Below are 19,836 nucleotides of genomic sequence, written 5' to 3' on the forward strand. Positions count from 1 at the left end.
GAGGCCGTCCGAAAGGGCGGCCTCTTTTCGTCTACATCTCCTGCTGATAGCGAATCATCAGGCACAGCTCCAGCAGGCTTTTCGCCACGAATACTGCCGCCGTAAGCAGCAGTATCCAGGACGGCGCACCCAGACCGAAGGACAACCACGATATGCCGACAACAGCCCACAGCAGCACATCACCGGATAATGCCTTTGCCCGGCAGCGAATAGCCAGATTCCGCTCGTCCTTCCGCTCGATCTCATTCCGTTTCCGCAGGGAGGGATCGGTATCCTCCATCCGCAGGGTGAGCAGCTGAGAAACGCTCATACCGATTAGCCCCGATGCGATGCCCATCAGCGCACCGATTCCGCGGGGTGAAATTCCTTTGTCCAAAAACAGATACACCGTTCCAATCAGACCAAGGCCGACGGCAATCAGTGCGATATACAGGTTTTTCTTCCATTTCATAGCTGCTCCTCCTCATAGATGAATATCTCTTCAATGGACATCCCGAAGTACCGGGCGATCTTGAACGCCAGCAGAATAGAGGGGTTGTACCGCCCGTTTTCCAGAGAGCCGATGGTCTGGCGGGAGACCTCCAGCACGTCCGCCAGCTCCTCCTGACGGAGCCCATGGGCTTTCCGCAGCTCCTCCAGCCGGTTTTTCACTGGCATTACCCCCTTTATGGAAAGTTTGCTTTCCATAAACAACAATAACACAAACAAGAAATGATGTCAAGTATGCTTTCCGTTTTGAGGTGATTTTTTTCAAAGGGCAGAAAGAAAGATGGCATACCAGGGGACAACCTCTCATAGAGTGTAGCAATCGGAAAGGGGGAAGTCCCTTGCAAAAGGATTTGAATATTCTGCGTTATGAGGACGCGGCGGTCTGTCTGCCCGTCCGTTTGCGAAAGGCGGCCCTGGCCCTGCCGGAGGATCGGAAGGCCCTGGCGGAGGAATTCCGCCTCCGGGCCGGACAACCCATGACGGTGCTTCTGCCCACGGGGGAGGTGTCCCTGCCGGTTCATGTGGAGCCGGAGGAGCTGGAGGGATTGTGTGATCTTGCTACGGAGTTCTCCCGCTACGCCGCAGTGGAGACGCTGCGGGAGGGGTATCTCTCCGTCCGGGGAGGCTTTCGGATCGGTTTGTGCGGCACGGCGGTGATGAAGGACGGTGTCAATACGAATCTGAAAAGCCTCTCCTCGGCGGCAGTCCGCATCGCCCGGGAAAAGCCTGGGATCGCCGACGGTGTGGCCCCAGGGCTGTTTCGGGACGGAGATTTTGCCAGCACGTTGATTCTCTCCCCGCCGGGAGGTGGCAAGACCACCCTTCTGCGGGATCTGGTGCGGCGGCTGTCGGAGGGCGTAGGGGAGTATGGTCCCCGGCGGGTGTCCCTGATCGACGAGCGGGGGGAGGTGGCGGTGATGTACCGGGGAGAGCCCCAGATGAACGTGGGCCCCCATACCGACGTGCTGGACGCCTGCCCCAAGGCCCTGGGAATCCCCATTGTTCTGCGGGCCATGAACCCTCAGATTATCGCCGTGGACGAGATCACGGTGCGGGAGGACCTGAATGCTGTCTCCATGGCCGCCGGATGCGGCGTGCGGCTGCTGGCCACCATCCATGCCTCAGGGGTGGAGGAGCTGCGGCAGAAGCCCCTCTATGCCCAGCTTCTGGCAGACAGGGTGTTTCGTCTGGCGGTGCGGGTGATACCTACAGAGGCGGGGCGGTTTTATCAGGTGGAGGAACTGCCATGCTGAAACTCTTTGGGAGCGCCTGTATTTTGGGCGGCGGGATACTGGCCCGGTACTTCCAGGTGGCGGAGCGCCGCCGGGAGATGGACACGCTGTCCGATCTGCTGTGGGCCCTGCGGCGGATGGCGGAGGAGATCCGCATGGCCCGGACGCCTCTGCCGCTCCTGCTGGACCGGCTGTCCAAGGGCTGCGGGCGGGAGGCGGGGGCGTTTTTTCAGGAGGTATCCACCGCCGCTCGGCGGGGAGAGGACCTGGGAGTGGCCTGGCGGCAGGCGGCGGCGGCCCTGCCGCTGTCCGCCGTATCCTCCGCCGCGCTGGCGGGGATGGGGAATGACTTACACGGCGATGAGGAGAATATCTGCAAAGCAATTTCCCTTGTCATTTATTCCATGGCACAGGACATGGAGGAACGGACCCGCCGCCAGCCGGAGGAGAGCAAACAGGCCGCAGCGCTGTGGTTTTCCGGCGCGGCTCTGCTGGTGATTTTACTGATTTGAGGATTGCACGATATGGATGTGGATTTGATTTTTAAGATCGCGGCCATTGGAATTCTGGTGGCGGTGCTGAACCAGCTGCTGGTGCGCTCCGGCCGGGAGGAACAGGCGATGATGACCACCCTGGCAGGGCTGGTGGTGGTGCTAATGATTATGGTGCAGGAGATCAGCGACCTGTTCGATCTGATCAAGACGCTGTTTAACTTTTGAGTATGGAGCAGGTCTTTCAGGTGACTGGCCTTTGTGTGGTGGGGGCTCTGCTGGCGCTGGTGCTGAAAAAGGGGAGCCCAGAGCTGGCGCTGCTGCTGGCTCTGGCCGCCGTGGCGGCGGTACTGCTGTTTTTGGCGGAGGCCCTGGGGGAGCTGCTGGACTTTCTCCGGGAGGTCGGAGCGGCCAGCGGTCTCTCGGAGGACCTTTTCATCCCCCTGTACAAGACGGCGGGCATTGCCTTGGTGGTGAAGGCCGGCGGCAGTCTCTGCCGGGACGCGGGGGAGTCAGCCTTGGCCTCGGCGGTGGAGACGGCGGGGACGGTGTGCGCCCTGCTGGTGTCCCTGCCGCTTCTGCGGGCGGTGCTGGCGCTGCTGTTGGAGCTGACGCGATGAAACGACTGATTTTTTTGATCTTGGCCCTGGCGGCGCTGACCATTTCCGCCCGGGCGGCAGAACTCCCTCGGGACCTGACGGAGGCCCTGCCGGAGACGGCGGGAGATCTGCTGGAGCAGGTGGACGCCTCCGGACCGAAGGGACTCTCCTCCGGAATCAGCGCCATTTTGGAGTGGATGGGCCGGGAGGCGGGCGGGATTATCCGCCAGCGGATTCGAGGGGCGGCGCTGGTGCTGCTGGCGGTGGTTCTGTGCGGCGCTGTGGACGGTTTCTACCAGGGGGTGGACGGCGGAAAGGTGACGGTGTTTCTCCCCATGGCCGGGGCGCTGTCTGTGACGCTGCTGACGGCGGGGAGCCTGGACTCCCTGATGGGTCTGGGTGCCAAGACCATTGAGGAGCTGTCCACCTTTTCCAAGGTGCTGCTGCCTACGCTGGCGGCGGCCACGGCGGCCTCCGGGGCAGTGACCTCCGCAACGGTGCAGCAGGTGAGCACCGTTTTCCTGGCGGATGTGCTCATCAGCCTCATCGACCGGCTGCTGATGCCGCTGGTCTACTTATACGCCGGCGCGCTGGCTGCCTCCGCCATGCTGCCGGAGAACCGTCTGGGCGCTCTGGCGGAGGCTTTGAAAAAGGTTATTACCTGGCTCCTGACCACGGTGCTGCTGGCCTTTACGGTGTATCTCTCCGTGGTGCGGGTGGTCTCCGGGTCGGCGGACGCCGCCGCGCTGAAGGTGGCCAAGGCCGCCATCAGCGGTGTAATCCCGGTGGTGGGAAGCATCCTCTCTGAGGCGTCGGAGACCGTGCTGGCAGGTGCGGGGATGCTGAAAAACACCATCGGCGTCTTCGGGATGCTTGGAATCCTGGCGGCCTGTGCCCACCCCTTTTTGCAGCTGGGCGTTCAGTACCTGCTGTACAAGCTCACGGCCTTCCTGGCGGCCACGGTGGGCGCGCCCAGTCTCTGCAAGCTCATTGACGGCCTGGGAGGGGCCTTCGGGCTGGTGCTGGGCATGACGGGCAGCTGCGCCTTTTTGCTTCTGATCTCGGTGCTGTCCTCCGTGGCGGCGGTGACGCCATGATCGCCGCAGTGCGGGAGTGGCTGACGTCGGTAGTGGCGGTAACGCTGCTGCTGACGGTGGCCCAGACCCTGATCCCGGAGGGGAACATCCGAAAAATCGCCGCCTTCACCGGTGGACTGGCCCTGCTGGCGGCCCTGCTCCAGCCGGTTCTGCGGACAGATCTGAGCCGCCTGGAGTTGGACCTGGACACTTACAGCAAGGCAGTGGAGGAGCGGCAGGCGGAACTGGAACAGGCCAGGGAGGAGGAGCTGGCTTCGGTCATAGCTTCGCGGACGGAAGCATATATATTGGACAAAGCCGCCCAGCTTGGACTTTCCGTCACGGTCCGGGTGGAGACGGAGACCGGGGCGGAGGGCGTGCCCCTCCCCTCGGCGGCGGAGGTGGAGGGCCCCCGGTCGGAGGAGCTGGCGGCCTATATGGAGCGGGAGCTGGGCATCCCGCGGGAGAGGCAGGTTTGGCATGAAAATGAAAGCTGAAGGAGTGCGAAAGATATGGGACAGGTACAAATACGCGGCCCTGGTGGCGCTGATCGGCGCAGGGCTGCTGCTGTGGCCGAGTGGGGGGAGCGGCCCTGGCGGCGGTCTCTCCGTCGGACAGGAGAAGGGGGATCATCCGGAACTCCAGGCACAGCTGGAGGACATTCTGAGCACCGTCAGCGGCGTGGGACAGGTGCGGGTGCTGCTGACGGTGGACTCCGACGGGGAGCGGCAGCTGGCCCAGGACACGGAGCTGGAGTACAGCGGTCCCACATCCTCGCCGGAGGACTACTCCAGGCGCTCCGAGACCGTGCTGGTCAAAGGGGGAAGCGGTGCGGAGACGGTGACGGTCCGGCAGACGTATCCCACGTACCGGGGAGCCCTGGTGGTGTGCCAGGGGGGAGACCGGGCGGAGGTGCGCCTGGCAGTGACGGAGGCCGTGGCGGCATTGACCGGCCTCACCACAGACCGCGTCACAGTGGCAAAATGGCAGTAATTATTTGGAGGAGGAAACGACCCATGAGTGCGAGACTGAAACGAAACGCGGTGGTAGTGACCATGGCGGTGCTGGTGTGCGCCGCGGCGGCGCTGAACTGGAAGTATGCCGGCCAGGAGGTCCAGGAGGGCGTACAGGATGCCGGGACGAAGATCCTTGGGGAGGCGACGCTGGTCTCCGGCACAGAGGACGGCGAGGACACCCCTGCCGCCGCGCCGGAGGACGAGTCCGGCGTCTACACCGGTTCGGACTACTTCGCCTCCGCCCGGCTGACCCGCCAGCAGGCCCGGGACAGCGCCATCTCTCTTTTGCAGGAGGCGGCGGCCCAGGAGAACGCCGACGCCGCCGTGGCCAACGAAGCCTCGGAGAGCATCCAGGTCCTGGCCTCCTTCACGCTGAAGGAAGCGCAGATTGAAAATCTTGTCACTGCCAAAGGATACGCCGACTGTGTGGCCTTCATGGGGGAGGACAGCATCAGCGTGGTGGTATCCACCGCCTCCGGGGAGCTGACCGGGGAGGACGTGGCCAAGATCACGGACATCGCCATGACGGAGACCGGCTACGGCGCCGGCGGAATCAAGATCATGGCCGCAAATTAGAGGTTGTATTTTCCTGCTGGATGTGGTACAATAACAACTCGGAAATGTCGCTATTCTTTACACAATGATATTACGAGTTAAGGAGAGTCAAGCCATGGGCGAGAGCAGAGAATACATGACGCTGCCGGAGGAAAACGGGAGCATCAACATCTCGGAGGAGGTCATCGCCTCCATTGCCGTGGGCGCCGTGCGGGAGGTGGAGGGCGTGTCCGGCATGATGACCGCCATGGGCAACAGTGTCACCGACCTGATGAACAACCGTAAAAACGCCCAGAAGAGCGCCAAGGGCGTGAAGATTGACGCCACCGGCGCGGCGTTGACGCTGGACCTGTACCTGACAGTGGAATACGGCCACCCCATCCCCGAGGTGGCGGAAAACGCCCAGAGGGCGGTGATGTCCTCTGTGGAGGCCATGACCGGCTGCGCCGTGGAAAAGGTCAACATCCACGTGGGCGGCGTGACGCTGAACTAGAGAAAGACAGAGGAACAAAGAGTATGGTACGGAACACCGCGCGGGAGATCGCCATCCACCTCTCCTATGAGCTGAGCTTCACCGACAAGACCGTGGACGCGCTGCTGGACGAGCGGCTGACGGCGGAGGCCTTCGCAGCGCTGGCAGGGGAGGACGCCCTCTACGCCGAGGCCCCGGGCCCCAAGCAGGGGGAGTATATCCGCCGCCTTGTGAAGGGTGTGGACGAACACGGGGCGGAGCTGGATGGCTATATTGGAAAATATGCCAAGGGCTGGAAGTTTGCCCGCATCCCGCTGGTGGCCTCCGCCGTCATGCGGGTGGCCATGTATGAGATCTTGTACATGCAGGACATCCCCAACGGCGTTGCCATCAACGAGGCGGTGGAGATTGCCAAGAAGTATGAGACGCCGGAGACGGTGAAGTTCATCAACGGCATTCTGGGCAGCTTTGTCCGGCAGGAGATCGCGGAATAAATAAAAATAAGGCAGAGCGGGCATGGAGCGCGTCCATGTCCGGCTCTGCCTGTTTCCGTATGGGCAAAGCGTTACCGCGCGGCGGCGGACAGGCCCGCCCCGGTGCGGAGGCCCAGCAGGAAGGCGTGGATGGCCGTGAACTCCTCGCATTTTTGCAGGTCGGGGAGGAGCCCTTCGGGCAGGCTGTCTATGACATTTTGAAAGTGATCGATATATTCCCCCTCATGGATTTCATACAGTTGCGGGTGAATATAGTTGGCGTAGAGCCAGGGCATGAAGTCGGACATTGTTATCACCTTCTTTAATAAATTCAGCATATATGTGAAATTGATTTCGTGAAACCAGGATACTACGAAATTGGTTTCGTGTCAAGGGGTTATTATGGAATTTTCGGAAAGACTGCGAGAATTAAGAGCAGAGCACAAGGAAACACAGGTGCGGGTTGCAGAGGCGGTTGGGATGACATCCCGCCAGTATCAAGGACTTGAGGCTGGGACCAGTGTACCGAATTTTCACAACCTCTGCGCACTGGCGGACCATTTTGGCGTGAGCCTGGACTATCTGGCGGGCCGCACTGACAGGAGGTAGCTTCTAAAACTTGTGGGAACAGCCCCGGCAGAGTACTGCTGGATGTTGGGGGAATGGCCTGCACAGGGTGCAGGCCCCACAGTTCTCTTGGAAGGGAATGGTCTGGTCAGGAGTTTAGGCCCCACAGGGGTCTTCCACCGGAAAAGCTGGAGGTTGAGCAGAGGCCTGCTGGCCCCACAGATGTTCTATCGGAAAACAGAAGATTGTTGGGGGCGGGCCGGGTTAGAGCCCGGCCCCTACAAGAAAACCGGGAGAATAGAGTTTCATCTCACATGGAACGTGCTAGGCGCGAAGCGCGGGAAGAGGAGAGAGTCCTTGCGTCTACCAATCAAATTTTCTGCATGACCTTCAATCGAAGCAAAAAGCTCCCGCAACTACCAAAAAGTCTTTTTCTCTTTTGGACCGTGCACGGCCCGTTTTCTCTTTTTCTGCGCTCAGAAAAAGAGAAAATGGGGGGTGCATTGGACCAGCCATCGTCATGGCTGAAATCCCCCCGCCCGTCAGGGCAGATACATGCCATCTCTCATAAACTTTAGACACACTGACGTGAGGTAAGAATGGAACAACACATTTTCGGCGTGGCCGAGGTCAACCAGCTGGTCAAATGCCTGCTGGACAACGAGCCCATGCTCCAAAAGCTCTATGTCCGGGGCGAGCTCTCCAATTATAAAATCTATCCCTCCGGGCACCACTACTTCACCTTGAAGGACCCGGAGGGCGCTTTGCGCTGTGTCATGTTCCGGGGACAGGCGTCAAAACTCCGCTTCCGGCCGGAGAACGGCATGAAGGTCATCGCCGCCGGGCGGATCTCCGTCTTTCCCAGGGACGGGGCCTACCAGCTCTACTGCGATTCCCTGACCCCGGAGGGGGCCGGAGACCTGGCGGTGGCATTTGAGCAGTTAAAGACCCGCCTCTACGCTGAGGGCCTCTTTGACCCCGCCCATAAAAAGCCCCTGCCGCCCTATCCGGAGCGGATCGCCATTGTCACCTCCGCCGCCGGGGCGGCGGTCCACGACATGATCCGCATCCTGAACCGGCGGTATCCCCTGGCCAAGGTGATTCTGCTGCCCGTCCGGGTCCAGGGGGCCGAGGCCCCGCCGGAGATCGCCGGTGCCATTCGGTACGCCGACAAATGGAAAATCGGCGACGTCATCATCACCGGCCGGGGCGGCGGGTCCATGGAGGACCTGTGGGCCTTCAACGACGAGCGGGTGGCCCGGGCCATCTACGGCTGCGAAACCCCGGTAATCTCCGCCGTGGGCCATGAGCCGGACGTGACCATCGCCGACTTTGTGGCAGACGCCCGGGCGTCTACCCCCTCCAACGCGGCGGAGATCGCCGTGCCGGACCAAATGGAGCTGCGGCGGTGGCTCCGGGGCGCGGGGGAGCGGATGGAGCAGAGTCAGGAGGCCCGTCTGGAGACCCTGCGGCAAAGGCTGGAGACCCTGCGCTCCAGCCGGGTGATGACGGATCAGCTGGCCTATGTCCAGGACAGGCGCATGGAGCTGGCCCATGTCCAGCGGCGGCTGGGAGACCTGTCCGGAGTGCTGGTGTCCCGGAAGCGGGAGCGGTTCTCCGCCCTGGCGGCGGCCCTGGACGCCATGAGCCCGCTGAAAGTGCTGGGCCGGGGCTATGCCATGGCCCGGAGTGAAGCCGGGGCGGTTTTGAAGAGTTATCAAGACGTGTCCGCCGGGGACCATGTGTCGGTGACGCTGGGCGAGGGCGGTTTTTCCTGCACGGTGGACACATCCTACAAAAAGGAGCGGAAGAGATGAGCGCAAAAAAGGTGACATTTGAGCAGCAGCTCCAGCGGCTGGAGGAGATCGTGGCGGCACTGGAGAAGGGGGATGTGCAGCTGGCGGACTCCCTGTCTCTCTTTGAAGAGGGGACGAAGCTGATCTCCGCCTGTTCCAAACAGCTGGACCAGGCGGAGCAGCAGGTGGTCAAACTGATGAAGGGCCCTGACGGCGCGCCGGCGGAGCTGCCCTTTGAGGACGGAGAGGAGTAAGCCATGGATTTTACAAAGGAGATGGAGACGCTCCGCCGACTGACGGAGGACCGTTTACAGCAGTTTTTCCCCGGCGGGGGACTGGAGGAGGCCATGCGGTACAGCCTGCTGGCCGGTGGCAAGCGCGTCCGCCCTGTCCTCACCATGAAGTTCTGCGAGGCGGCGGGGGGAACGCCGGAGGAGGCCCTGGATTTCGGTTGCGCCGTGGAGATGCTCCACACCTACTCCCTGATCCACGACGATCTGCCCTGCATGGACGACGACGACCTGCGCCGGGGCAAGCCCACCTGCCACATTAAATTCGGTGAATGCACGGCCACCCTGGCGGGGGACGCCCTCCAGGCGGCGGCGTTTCAGACGGTGCTCTCGGCAGAGGGGGCCTGGCGCCACGGCGGACAGATGTACAAGGCGCTGGCGGCGGAGATCCTGGCGGAGGCCGCCGGTTTCCAGGGGATGTGCGGCGGACAGTACTGGGACACCCTCGGCGACGGACAACCCCGCACAGAGGAGGAACTCACCGCCATCAACGACAAGAAGACCGGGGCGCTGCTGCGGGCGGCCTGCATGATGGGCGTAGCGGCCTCCATGGGCCGCCGGGCGGTGGATAAGTCCTGCATGGACGCCGCCAGAGAGTACGCCGCGAACCTGGGCCTGGCCTTCCAGATCCGGGACGACATGCTGGATGTGACGGGGGACGCCGGGGAATTCGGCAAGCCCATCGGCTCCGACGCCTCCAACGGCAAGACCACCTATGTGACCCTGCTGGGCCTGGAGGCCTGCGGAGCCCGGGTCCTGGACTACACAGAAAAGGCCAAGGCGGCGCTGCGGCGCGGGAGCTGGGCTGGGTCCACGGCCTTTTTGGAGGCCCTGGCCGACAGCATGGCGGTGCGGAACTTCTGACTGGAAAAAAATTTACACTTTGTGTATACGGAATATATTGTATATTTATCAGGAATGTGCTATACTGGATACCGCTAAGCGGCGGCGCAGTATTCTAGTCAGATCTGCCGTTTCCCAGGAAGGGCCTAAAAATCCTTTGAAGGGCATATCGATGAAACCCGTGGTGCCTGCTTGATACGCCCAGTTTTGGGTGGGTGCTGGGGGGAAGCGCGTGAAAATGTGCTTGCGGATTCAGGGCGATGACCAATGGCATGGTCAACCCGCCCCTGTTTCTGTGGAGACCTGTTCTTGTGCGCGGACGTACTCCCATTGTGGTATTTCCGGCCCGCGTACGAAGCAGATTGTGAACCTGCAATGCGGTGCATCGGTCTTTCGGGGCCGTAACGCTGTGTGCAGCCGTAGCCTGCCTTGACGTGGGGCGGGTGGATGGGGGATCTACGTGGCGTTCCAGCTCCGGCCAGAGCGGGAGATCCACGATCGCCTCCTGAAACCCGGTCTGCAAAAGAGGCTAAAGAAGCGGACAGACTGTGGTGGAAAACACCTAGGCTGTTCTAGCGAGGCAGAAAAGGGATTGCAGTGCGGACTAAGTGGCAATCGGGTAGCGCGGACAGGCGACGCCGTGCCGGAGCGCTGAAAGGGGAACCGCCTCCATCGGCAACGAGGGGTGCGCTCCGGGGAAATCCAACCCGTACCTAAGCCGTAAGATTTACCTTTTTTGCCGCCGCCGTCTTAGCATATGATTTTTCTGTAAGCCGTTTCCAAATAGCGGCAGGGAGGATCTTTTGGCAAAGAAGGGAAAGAAAAAGAGTGGACCATCCGCCCAGTACCGCTGGGCGTTTACCGTGTTTTTGATGGCGGTAGCTCTGTCGGCCGTGCTGAGCCTGGCGTCGGAGTCGATGCTGAGCGGCGCGGGTGTGGCTGCCGCCCTTTTGATGCTGGCCGTCTTTATCGGTCTTGGCATCCTGTTTGACATCATTGGCGTGGCGGTGACCTCGGCGGACGCAAAGCCCTTCCACGCCATGGCCTCCCACAAGGAGAAGGGGGCAAAGCAGTCGTTGATGCTCCTGCGGAACGCGGAGCGGGTCTCCAGCGTCTGCAACGACGTAGTGGGGGACATCTGCGGCATCGTCAGCGGCGCCACTGGGGCAGTGATCGTAACCCAGCTCCAAAAGGCGTTGAATCTGCGGTCCGTGCTGATTTCTGTCGGTGTGACGGCGCTGATCTCCGGCGTGACCATCGGCGGCAAGGCGCTGGGCAAGGCCGTGGCCATCAAAAAGAGCACCCAGGTGGTCTATTGGGCCGGGCGTTTTTTGAATCTTTTCCACTGGTGAGAGGAGAAGCTATGCTGTTAGAATCCATCCATTCCCCAGCCGATGTCAGAGCGCTGCCGGACGGACAGCTCCCCCAGCTCTGTCAGGAGCTGAGGGAGTTTCTTGTCAAGAGTGTCTCTGAGACCGGAGGCCATCTGGCCTCCAACCTGGGGGCAGTGGAGCTGACGGTGGCCATCCACCGGGTGTTTGACACCGCTGCCGACCGGCTGGTGTTTGATGTGGGCCACCAATGCTACGTCCACAAAGCCCTCACGGGGCGGCGGGAGCTGTTTTCCACCCTGCGGCAGTTCGGCGGGCTCTCCGGCTTCCCTAAGCCCAGGGAGAGCGAGCATGACGCCTTTATCGCCGGGCACGCCTCCAACTCTGTCTCGGTGGCTCTAGGAATGGCAAGGGCAAGAACTTTACAGAACGGAAATTACAGCGTTTTGGCCTTGATTGGAGACGGTGCGCTCACCGGCGGGCTTTCCTATGAGGGCCTCAACGATGCCGGGGCCTCCGGGGAGCCGCTGATCGTGATCCTCAATGACAACGGCATGTCCATTGACCCCAATGTGGGAGCGCTGTCCAAGCACCTGAGCCGGCTGCGGAGCAAGCCCGCCTACTACCATTTCAAAAAATTCTACCGCCAGCTCTTTGGCGCCCGCCCACAGGAAAACCGGCTCTACCGGTTCAATCACAGGGTCAAGACCTCTCTGAAACGGGTCATGTGGCCCAGCAGCACGCTGTTTGAGGACATGGGCTTTACCTACCTGGGGCCCATCGACGGCCATGACCTGGACCGGCTGTGCCATGTGCTGGAGTGGGCCAGGGAGCTCTGCGGCCCAGTACTGCTTCATGTGCATACCGTGAAAGGGAGGGGATACTCCTTCGCGGAAAGGGACCCCAGCAAATTTCACGGGGTTTCGCCCTTTGACCCCGCCACCGGCCTTTTGCGAAAACCGGGCGGGGAGAGCTTCTCCGCGGTTTTTGGCAACACCCTCGCCGCCATCGCGGCGGAGAACGACAGAGTCTGCGCCGTCACAGCCGCCATGGCGGACGGTACCGGTCTCACCGGCTTTGCCCGGGAGTTTCCGGAGCGGTTTTTTGACGTGGCCATTGCCGAGGGGCACGCCGCCGCCATGGCGGCGGGCCTGGCGAAGCAGGACATGGTCCCTGTGCTGGCGGTCTACTCCACCTTTTTGCAGCGGAGCTATGATATGCTGATCCATGACGTGGCCCTCCAGGGTCTTCACGTGGTGCTGGGCGTGGACAGGGCTGGATTGGTAGGTCCTGACGGCGAGACCCACCAGGGCTGCTTTGACACCCTGTTTTTGTCGGAAATTCCCGGATTTACAGTGCTGTGCCCCGCCAATTTCGCGGAGCTGCGCTCCATGCTGCGGCAGGCCGTCCTTGAGATATCCGGCCCGGTGGCGGTGCGCTATCCCCGGGGCGGGGAGGGTGCCTTTCGGGAGGATACCTCAGCGGAGCCGGCAACCTGTCTCCGGCAGGGGAGCGGTGTGACGCTGCTGGCCTACGGTCTGATGGTGAACAATGTTCTGGGGGCGGCGGAGCTGCTCCGCGCAGAGCATGGAATCGAGGCGCGGGTCTTGAAGCTAAACCGGATCGCCCCGCTGGATATAGACCTTCTGACCCCCTGGTTTCAGGGCGGAGAGATTCTGGCGGTGCCGGAGGACGCCTTCGGCGCCGGATGCGTGGGACAGCGGGTGTCCGCTATCCTGGCAGAGCACGGAAAGGCCCCTGGCAGGCTGGTCCTGAAAAATCTGGGCAAGACCTTTGCTCCAGAGGGGTCCGTTGCCCAGTTGGAGCACAGTTTTGGTCTGGACGCCGCCGGTATTGCGGCGGCGGTGTGGGAGGCGGTAGTCCATGAGCAATAAGACGCGGCTGGATGTGCTGCTGGTGGAGCGGGGGGTTTTGGAGAGCCGTCAGAAGGCCCAGGCCACTATCATGAGCGGGCTGGTGTATGTAGGCGGCCGGCGGATGGACAAGCCGGGGGCCGCCGTTCCAGATGACGCGGAGATCGAGATTCGGGGAAATACGCTGCAGTACGTCAGCCGGGGCGGATTGAAGCTGGAAAAGGCCATGGCCTCGTTTCCCATCACCCTGGCGGGGGCGGTCTGCGCCGACATTGGCGCCTCCACCGGCGGATTTACGGACTGTATGCTGCAAAACGGCGCGGACAAAGTCTACGCCGTGGACGTGGGCTACGGCCAGCTGGCCTGGAGGCTGCGGAGCGATGAGCGTGTTGTCTGTTTAGAGCGTACCAACGCCCGGTATCTCAGCCGGGAGCATATTCCGGAGGAGCTGGACTTCGCCTCTGTGGACGTGAGCTTTATCTCCTTGAAGCTGATCCTGCCGCCCCTGTGCGCCCTGCTGAGAGAAGGGGGGCATGCGGCCTCCCTCATCAAGCCCCAGTTTGAGGCTGGGCGGGAGAAGGTGGGCAAAAAGGGCGTGGTCAGGGACCCGGCGGTGCACCGAGAGGTGCTGGAGCGGTTTTTGGAACACGCCCAGGCCGCCGGGTTTGCCGTCCTGGGGCTGACCTATTCTCCCATCCGGGGCCCGGAGGGAAATATTGAGTACCTGGGGTATCTGGAGAAGGGTCCATGGGCGCCCGTGGAGTTTGATCTGGAGGCGCTGGTGGCGGAGTCCCACCAGGTTTTACAAGAGCGCGGAGAGGGGAACAGCCAATGAACAGCAAAAAGATTATCCTGTGTCCCAACCCCAATCGGGACCAGGGCATGACAGTCACCAGGGCCGCAGAGAAGATCCTGCGGGAGTTGGGTTTCCAGACGGTGGTATGTTCCCCCTTCAAGGACCAGCGGCCGGGGCTCTTCGCCGGGTATGAGGTGCGGCCCCTGCTCCAGGAGCTGCGGGACGCGGACCTGCTGATTACCTTCGGCGGGGACGGCACGATTCTGCACCTGGCCAAACTGGTGGCTTTGAACAAGATCCCGGTCCTGGGCATCAATATGGGAGGCCTGGGGTTCGTGGCGGAGCTGGAGGCCGGTGAGCTGGATGCCCTGCGGAAGCTGGGGCAATGGAACTTTGCCGTGGAACAGCGGATGATGCTGGACGTGGCGGTCCTTCGGGAGGGCCGGCAGATCTTCACCAACCTGGGACTCAACGACGCCGTGATCCGGGAGGGGCCCATCTCCCACGTCATTCATTTGAAGATCTCCTCCGACGGGCGGCATCTGACGGACATTGCCGGCGACGGCGTCATCATTGCCACGCCCACGGGCTCCACGGCTTACTCCCTTTCCGCCGGCGGGCCGGTGGTGGAGCCGGAGGCACAGACCATGGTAGTTACCCCCATCTGCACCCACAATATGCGGTTTTCCTCCTATGTGCTGTCTCCGGAGCACACACTGACGGTGGAACTGGAGCGCAACGGCAGAAAGCCGGTCTACCTCTTTGTGGACGAGAGCCGTCCATTTGCCCTGCGGTCCGACGACAGGGTGGTGGTGCGGCGAAGTAAACATGTGACCAAGCTGGCCCGCCTGTCGGAGCGGAGTTTTTGTGAGATATTTGCCCAAAAAATGCTGCCGGGAGGGCTGAATGATGAAAAATAACCGTCAGGCAATGATTTTGGAGATCATCTCCCAGGAGAATATCGAGACCCAGGAGCAGCTGCTGTCCAGGCTCCAGGAGCGAGGGATCAACAGCACCCAGGCCACCATCTCCCGGGATATTAAGCAGATGCACCTGATTAAACAGCCGGCAGGGCAGGGCGTCTATAAATACGCTGTCTCCGACAACCGCAACCGCCTGAATTTTGCCGAGAAGCTGCGCACCATCTTTCGGGAGTGCATTACCAGCATTGATTACGCGCAGAACATCGTGGTCATTAAGACCATGCCGGGCCTTGCCAACGGGGCCTGTTCCGCCCTGGATAATATGGATCTGCCCTATATCGTGGGTTCCCTGGCAGGAGACGACACAGCGTTTTTGCTGATGAAGGACACGGAGGCCGCTGAGGCATTCTGTGAAGAGATCAAGGAAATGCTGTGAGACAGAGTGAAACACAGCGGCGATTGGACGCGATTTTAGCAAGACACGGTGTCCAGCCTGTGGGCAGCGGCTATATTGACTGCATCTGTCCGCCGGAGGAAGCCAAGGCCCTTTTGGAAGAGGTGCAATCCGCGGGGATCTCCGTGAGCGATTATAGCCTCTGGCAGTATGTGCCCTCACCAGAAGAGACGGGTCGGGGTATGGGCGGTCCCTGCTGCCGGTACTGGGCGGGCTGGTACAGTGAGATGGACGTTCTTCGCTCCTGGCAAGGCGTCGCGGAGCTGGAGACATTTCTCAACACTGCGAAAGAGCGGCTGCAATGTGCGCTGTCTCCGGGCTTTTGGCTGACGGTTCCAGAGCCTTGGCAGTACCTGCCGTGAGAGATGGGAGGTAAGAGGGAAATTTATGCTGGAAGTGCTTCATATTGAGAATATCGCGGTAATCGAGGAGGCGGACATCCAGTTCCGTCCGGGCTTCAACGCCCTGACCGGCGAGACCGGCGCGGGCAAGTCCATTGTCATTGACGCCATGGGCGCGGTGCTGGGAGGCCGTACCTCCAGGGAGCTGATCCGCACCGGCGCGGACAAGGCATTTGTCAGTGCCTCCTTCTCCGGTGTCGCACCGGAGCTGCCGGGACTGGCGGAGAACGGCGTCGCGCCGGAGGAGGACGGGACGCTCCTGCTCCAGCGGGAGATCGGGGGAGACGGGAAAAACGTCTGCCGGATCAACGGACGGCCCATCACCGTGGCCCAGCTGCGGCGGATCGGCGGGGAGCTGCTGAACATCCACGGCCAGCACGACGGCCAGCAGCTTTTGGACGAGGAACAGCACGGCGCATATCTGGACCGCTTCGGCAGGACGGAGACGGCGCTGGCAGCCTATCAGTCGGAATATCAGACTATGGAATCCCTGCGAACAAAGATGTGCTCTCTGCAAATGGACGAGGCGGAGAAGGCCCGCCGGGTGGACAGCCTCCGCTTTCAGATCGACGAGCTGGAGCGGGCAGAGCTGGTTCCCGGCGAGGAGGAGGAGCTGACCGCCCGCCGGAGTCTTCTGCGTAACGGGGAGAAATATCTCTCCGCCCTCTCCGGGGCGGATTACGCCCTGAGCGGCGGCGATGAGGGCGGCGGCGCGGTGAGCCAGCTTCGGGAGGCGGAGGACGCCCTGTCCGCCATCCGCACCCTGAGCGACGACCTGGGAGACTTGTACAAACGCTTGGAAGACCTCCGCTGTGAAGCCTATGACCTTGCAGAGACGATTCGGGATAGGCGGACAGAATTTGACTTCTCCCCGGCGGAGCTGGACGCGGTGGAGAGCCGCGCCGACCAGCTGTACCGCCTGAAAAAGAAGTACGGCGCCACGGTGGAGGAGTGCCTTTCATATCTGGACAAGTGCCGAGCGGAGCTGGACGCCATTGAGACGGCAGACGACACGCTGGTGCGTCTGGAGCAGAAGCTGAAAAAGGCGGAGAAAGCCGCTCTGTCCGCCGGAGCGGCCCTGACCAAGGTTCGAAAAGCGGCCGCAAAGGCCCTGGAATCCCGCATCCAGACCGAGCTGCGGGAGCTGGACATGGGGAAGGTCCGCTTCTCTATTGCCTTCGAGTCCAAGGAACCGTCTCCGGACGGGTGCGACGTTATCCGCTTTCTGATGTCGGCCAACGCCGGGGAGGATCTGAGGCCCATCGCCAAAATCGCCTCTGGCGGCGAGCTGGCCCGGATCATGCTGGCGCTGAAAAATGTGCTGGCGGAGCAGGAGTCCATCGGAACCCTGGTGTTTGACGAGGTGGATACCGGCGTCTCCGGCCGGGCGGCCCAGAAGGTGGCGGAGAAGCTGGCCCAGGTGAGCCGCCGCAAGCAGGTGCTGTGCGTCACCCATCTGCCCCAGCTGGCGGCCATGGCGGACACCCACTTCTCCGTGGAGAAGGGAGAGCGGAAGGGCAGAACCTACACAGAGGTGGTCCGGCTGGACCGGGAGCGGCGGAAAGCGGAGCTGGCCCGGATCACCGGCGGCACCAAGGTGACGGATGCCCTTCTGGAGAGCGCCGGGGAGCTGCTGGACGGTGCGGAGGCCTACCGGCGGGGCTTGTGAGATTTTTACAGAATACAAAATCGGCTGAGAGGAATGTCAGCCGGTTTCCCACTATGCCAAAGCCCTAAGTTTCTGAGGCGGATGAAGAAGCGGAGAAGGTGAACAAAACCAGTTGACAAACCGGCATCGATCCGCTATAATCCCCGATATATATGGTGAGGAAGAGGAAGAGTATCCGCCATGGCGTTGCGCAGAGAGCCCCTGTTTTGCTGAAAAGGGGAGAGGGTCAGACGGAGAATACCCCTCAGAGCCGGCACCCCAACGGCCTTACGGCCCAGTAGGCGTGCTCCGGGTGCGCCCGTTACCGCGCGGGAGTGTGCTGGCACTCCATGAGGCCGTCTCCGCGAGGAGGCGGCGAACCAGAGGTGGTACCGCGAAGTTGCTTCGCCCTCTGTCCCGGCCCGGGACGGAGGGCGAATTTTAATTGAAGGAGAAAGATTATTATGACTTGTTATGATGAACTACAGGCTCGCGGGCTGATTGCCCAGGTGACCAGCGAGGAGGAGGTCAAGGACCTCATCAACAACGGCAAGGCAACCTTTTATATTGGGTACGACTGCACCGCCGACAGCCTGACAGCCGGGCACTTTGTGACCCTTACCCTGATGAAGCGCCTCCAGATGGCTGGAAATAAGCCCATTGCCCTCATTGGCGGCGGCACCACCACCATCGGCGATCCCTCCGGCCGCACAGATATGCGGAAGATGCTCACCCGGGATGACATCGATCACAACGCCGAGTGTTTTAAGCGCCAGATGGAGCGGTTTATCGACTTTGGCGAGGGTCCCGGCAAGGCCATGATGCTCAATAACGCCGATTGGTTGCTGAGCCTCAACTATGTGGACCTGCTGCGGGAGGTCGGGGCCTGCTTCTCCGTAAACAATATGCTCCGGGCGGACTGCTACAAGCAGCGCATGGAGCGGGGGCTCAGCTTCCTGGAGTTCAATTATATGATTATGCAGTCCTACGATTTCTACCACATGTTCCAGACGGTGGGCTGCAATCTCCAATGCGGCGGCAATGACCAGTGGAGCAATATGCTGGGCGGTACAGAGCTGATTCGCCGCAAGCTGGGCAGGGACTCCCACTGCATGACCATCAACCTGCTCACGGACTCCCAGGGCAACAAGATGGGAAAGACCGCTGGCAACGCCGTGTGGCTGGACCCCAGCAAGACCAGTCCCTATGATTTCTACCAGTACTGGCGCAACGTGGGAGACGCGGACGTGATGAAGTGCGTCCGCTGGCTCACCTTCCTGCCTCTGGAGCAGATCGACGAAATGGACCATTGGAAGGATGCCCAGCTCAACCAGGCCAAGGAGATTCTGGCATGGGAACTGACCAATATGGTCCATGGCAAAGAGGAGGCGGACAAAGCCCAGGCCGCCGCCCGTGCGCTGTTCTCCACCGGCGGGGATGTCAGCAACATGCCCACCACGGAGCTGGACGCCGGGAAGTTTGAAGGCGGAAAGATCGGCGCCGTCAATCTGCTGGTGGCCTGCGGCCTGTGCCCCTCCAACGGCGAGGCGCGGCGGCTGATCCAGCAGGGCGGCATGGCGGTCAATGACCGGAAGGTGACGGACATCGGCGAAGCCTTCGACCAGTCGGACTTCGAGGGCGAGGGCATCATTATCAAAAAGGGCAAGAAGGTCTATCACCGGGCCGTTGTAAAGTGATAGGAGCTGTATCCCAGCCTGCGATGGTATTTGATAACTGATAGCGGACATCAAAATTTCCGGCAAATGGGCGGCCCCTACAGGCGATGCGTAGGGGCCGCCGTTTTGGTGCCCGCAATTTTGAGGATTGCTGTAGAAGCTGTATTCACAGGCGTTGAACGCCGTCTGGACGGGTCTTTTCACGCCGCTCGCGGAATTCTCTCGCCCATCCAGCATTTCCCGACTATGGACACGGTTTCTTAAATATTATCTCAAAACTATAAATTGGGGGATCAGAAATTATGAAAATTGAGAAATCTCCGCAGGTTTGTCCGGAATATCGGAAATCAACAGGTCCGTCCGCATCATCAAAAACCTTTGGACAGGTGATGCAGGCGAGATCTCAGGACCGTTGCGTTCCTAGCACGAATACCCAATTGTTCAATACAGAAGCGAATTTTACCAGTGCGGAATTGGCTTATGGGAATCCCGCTGTCTGCAACGCGACCTTTGCAAAACTCAATCAGCTGGCGGAAATAACCGAGCAGACGGACTATACCGGAATGAGTTCCGAAGAGATCTATGCGGAGATATGGAATCGCTATAATGAAGCCTTTGACGGGAATATGATCGCCATTACAGCCGGTATTACCAGGCCCATGGAATGGGCGCGGGTCAATAACCATTTTGTAAATGAGATCAACCGCCGTATTTTTATTCCTGAAGTAAATACCGCACGCGAAGCGGCTGGAGAAGCCAACAGTTATGAGGAAAAATGGCTTTGGAAAAAGCTGCCGGCAAGGTTCTCCATGATTCTCTTTTGAAGGGCCATAT

General features: G+C 61.1%; 26 protein-coding genes and 1 other annotated feature. Of the genes, 23 read left to right on the plus strand and 3 right to left on the minus strand.

Going from position 1 to position 19,836, the window contains the following annotated elements; translation table 11 throughout:
* Positions 1 to 31: 31 nt before the first annotated feature.
* A complete protein-coding gene (locus tag C816_RS16085; protein WP_016323463.1) occupies positions 32 to 451 on the minus strand; it encodes a hypothetical protein in 420 nt (139 codons plus the stop codon).
* Complete coding sequence (locus tag C816_RS16090) at positions 448 to 651, minus strand: helix-turn-helix transcriptional regulator (protein WP_040655948.1); 204 nt, start codon at positions 649 to 651, stop codon at positions 448 to 450. The genes C816_RS16085 and C816_RS16090 overlap by 4 nt, the downstream gene beginning before the upstream one ends.
* 176 nt (positions 652 to 827) lie before the next feature.
* Between C816_RS16090 and C816_RS16095 the strand changes: the two genes are divergently transcribed.
* From C816_RS16095 to nusB, 10 genes are all read left to right on the plus strand, one after another.
* Positions 828 to 1,742, plus strand: a complete 915-nt coding sequence (locus C816_RS16095) for a stage III sporulation protein AA (protein ID WP_016323465.1) — start codon at positions 828 to 830, stop codon at positions 1,740 to 1,742.
* Entirely contained in the window at positions 1,736 to 2,233 is a 498-nt protein-coding gene (locus tag C816_RS16100) for a stage III sporulation protein AB (protein WP_016323466.1), read from the plus strand. The genes C816_RS16095 and C816_RS16100 overlap by 7 nt, the downstream gene beginning before the upstream one ends.
* A gap of 12 nt (positions 2,234 to 2,245) precedes the next feature.
* Entirely contained in the window at positions 2,246 to 2,440 is a 195-nt protein-coding gene (spoIIIAC, locus tag C816_RS16105) for a stage III sporulation protein AC (protein WP_016323467.1), read from the plus strand.
* A gap of 2 nt (positions 2,441 to 2,442) precedes the next feature.
* Positions 2,443 to 2,832, plus strand: coding sequence for a SpoIIIAC/SpoIIIAD family protein (locus C816_RS16110; protein ID WP_040655951.1), 390 nt, complete (start codon positions 2,443 to 2,445; stop codon positions 2,830 to 2,832).
* The gene (locus C816_RS16115) at positions 2,829 to 3,908 is read left to right on the plus strand and encodes a stage III sporulation protein AE (protein WP_016323469.1); all 1,080 of its coding nucleotides are present in this window, start codon (positions 2,829 to 2,831) and stop codon (positions 3,906 to 3,908) included. The genes C816_RS16110 and C816_RS16115 overlap by 4 nt, the downstream gene beginning before the upstream one ends.
* On the plus strand, positions 3,905 to 4,384 hold the full coding sequence (locus C816_RS25375; RefSeq protein WP_016323470.1) for a stage III sporulation protein AF: 480 nt from the start codon (positions 3,905 to 3,907) through the stop codon (positions 4,382 to 4,384). The genes C816_RS16115 and C816_RS25375 overlap by 4 nt, the downstream gene beginning before the upstream one ends.
* Positions 4,368 to 4,880 (plus strand): stage III sporulation protein AG, encoded by a 513-nt coding sequence (locus C816_RS16125; RefSeq protein WP_016323471.1) that lies wholly within the window; start codon positions 4,368 to 4,370, stop codon positions 4,878 to 4,880. Before C816_RS25375 ends, C816_RS16125 begins: the two co-directional genes overlap by 17 nt.
* Before the next feature lie 23 nt (positions 4,881 to 4,903).
* The gene (locus C816_RS16130) at positions 4,904 to 5,479 is read left to right on the plus strand and encodes a SpoIIIAH-like family protein (protein ID WP_016323472.1); all 576 of its coding nucleotides are present in this window, start codon (positions 4,904 to 4,906) and stop codon (positions 5,477 to 5,479) included.
* 94 nt (positions 5,480 to 5,573) lie between these two features.
* The gene (locus C816_RS16135; protein WP_016323473.1) at positions 5,574 to 5,951 is read left to right on the plus strand and encodes an Asp23/Gls24 family envelope stress response protein; all 378 of its coding nucleotides are present in this window, start codon (positions 5,574 to 5,576) and stop codon (positions 5,949 to 5,951) included.
* A 23-nt stretch (positions 5,952 to 5,974) separates the two neighbouring features.
* The gene (gene nusB / locus C816_RS16140) at positions 5,975 to 6,424 is read left to right on the plus strand and encodes a transcription antitermination factor NusB (protein ID WP_016323474.1); all 450 of its coding nucleotides are present in this window, start codon (positions 5,975 to 5,977) and stop codon (positions 6,422 to 6,424) included.
* 71 nt (positions 6,425 to 6,495) lie between these two features.
* On the opposite strand, the gene C816_RS16145 is transcribed toward nusB, so the two are convergent.
* On the minus strand, positions 6,496 to 6,741 hold the full coding sequence (locus C816_RS16145) for a hypothetical protein (RefSeq protein ID WP_207636945.1): 246 nt from the start codon (positions 6,739 to 6,741) through the stop codon (positions 6,496 to 6,498).
* Between the two features lie 64 nt (positions 6,742 to 6,805).
* Here C816_RS16145 and C816_RS22975 point away from each other — a divergent pair, with 64 nt between their 5' ends.
* From C816_RS22975 to C816_RS16210, 13 genes are all read left to right on the plus strand, one after another.
* On the plus strand, positions 6,806 to 7,012 hold the full coding sequence (locus C816_RS22975) for a helix-turn-helix domain-containing protein (RefSeq protein ID WP_040655953.1): 207 nt from the start codon (positions 6,806 to 6,808) through the stop codon (positions 7,010 to 7,012).
* Between the two features lie 557 nt (positions 7,013 to 7,569).
* The gene (xseA, locus tag C816_RS16155; RefSeq protein WP_016323476.1) at positions 7,570 to 8,787 is read left to right on the plus strand and encodes an exodeoxyribonuclease VII large subunit; all 1,218 of its coding nucleotides are present in this window, start codon (positions 7,570 to 7,572) and stop codon (positions 8,785 to 8,787) included.
* Positions 8,784 to 9,020, plus strand: coding sequence for an exodeoxyribonuclease VII small subunit (gene xseB / locus C816_RS16160; RefSeq protein ID WP_016323477.1), 237 nt, complete (start codon positions 8,784 to 8,786; stop codon positions 9,018 to 9,020). The genes xseA and xseB overlap by 4 nt, the downstream gene beginning before the upstream one ends.
* A 3-nt stretch (positions 9,021 to 9,023) precedes the next feature.
* Entirely contained in the window at positions 9,024 to 9,920 is an 897-nt protein-coding gene (locus tag C816_RS16165; RefSeq protein ID WP_016323478.1) for a polyprenyl synthetase family protein, read from the plus strand.
* 782 nt (positions 9,921 to 10,702) lie between these two features.
* Positions 10,703 to 11,251: a hypothetical protein gene (locus tag C816_RS16170; protein WP_016323479.1), complete on the plus strand. Its 549-nt coding sequence runs from the start codon at positions 10,703 to 10,705 to the stop codon at positions 11,249 to 11,251.
* Positions 11,252 to 11,262: 11 nt separating this feature from the next.
* Positions 11,263 to 13,125: a 1-deoxy-D-xylulose-5-phosphate synthase gene (gene dxs, locus C816_RS16175; RefSeq protein ID WP_016323480.1), complete on the plus strand. Its 1,863-nt coding sequence runs from the start codon at positions 11,263 to 11,265 to the stop codon at positions 13,123 to 13,125.
* Positions 13,115 to 13,939 (plus strand): TlyA family RNA methyltransferase, encoded by an 825-nt coding sequence (locus C816_RS16180; protein WP_016323481.1) that lies wholly within the window; start codon positions 13,115 to 13,117, stop codon positions 13,937 to 13,939. Before dxs ends, C816_RS16180 begins: the two co-directional genes overlap by 11 nt.
* A complete protein-coding gene (locus C816_RS16185; RefSeq protein ID WP_016323482.1) occupies positions 13,936 to 14,820 on the plus strand; it encodes an NAD(+)/NADH kinase in 885 nt (294 codons plus the stop codon). Before C816_RS16180 ends, C816_RS16185 begins: the two co-directional genes overlap by 4 nt.
* A complete protein-coding gene (argR, locus tag C816_RS16190) occupies positions 14,807 to 15,259 on the plus strand; it encodes an arginine repressor (protein WP_016323483.1) in 453 nt (150 codons plus the stop codon). Before C816_RS16185 ends, argR begins: the two co-directional genes overlap by 14 nt.
* Positions 15,256 to 15,639 (plus strand): hypothetical protein, encoded by a 384-nt coding sequence (locus C816_RS16195; protein ID WP_016323484.1) that lies wholly within the window; start codon positions 15,256 to 15,258, stop codon positions 15,637 to 15,639. The genes argR and C816_RS16195 overlap by 4 nt, the downstream gene beginning before the upstream one ends.
* A gap of 25 nt (positions 15,640 to 15,664) precedes the next feature.
* Positions 15,665 to 17,347, plus strand: coding sequence for a DNA repair protein RecN (gene recN / locus C816_RS16200; RefSeq protein WP_016323485.1), 1,683 nt, complete (start codon positions 15,665 to 15,667; stop codon positions 17,345 to 17,347).
* A gap of 149 nt (positions 17,348 to 17,496) precedes the next feature.
* Positions 17,497 to 17,742 (plus strand) — a binding site (T-box leader).
* Positions 17,743 to 17,790: 48 nt separating this feature from the next.
* A complete protein-coding gene (gene tyrS, locus C816_RS16205; RefSeq protein WP_016323486.1) occupies positions 17,791 to 19,023 on the plus strand; it encodes a tyrosine--tRNA ligase in 1,233 nt (410 codons plus the stop codon).
* A gap of 281 nt (positions 19,024 to 19,304) precedes the next feature.
* Positions 19,305 to 19,826, plus strand: coding sequence for a hypothetical protein (locus C816_RS16210; RefSeq protein WP_155979064.1), 522 nt, complete (start codon positions 19,305 to 19,307; stop codon positions 19,824 to 19,826).
* Positions 19,827 to 19,836: the final 10 nt, after the last annotated feature.

The sequence above is a fragment of the Oscillibacter sp. 1-3 genome (assembly GCF_000403435.2).
Taxonomy (GTDB): domain Bacteria; phylum Bacillota; class Clostridia; order Oscillospirales; family Oscillospiraceae; genus Oscillibacter.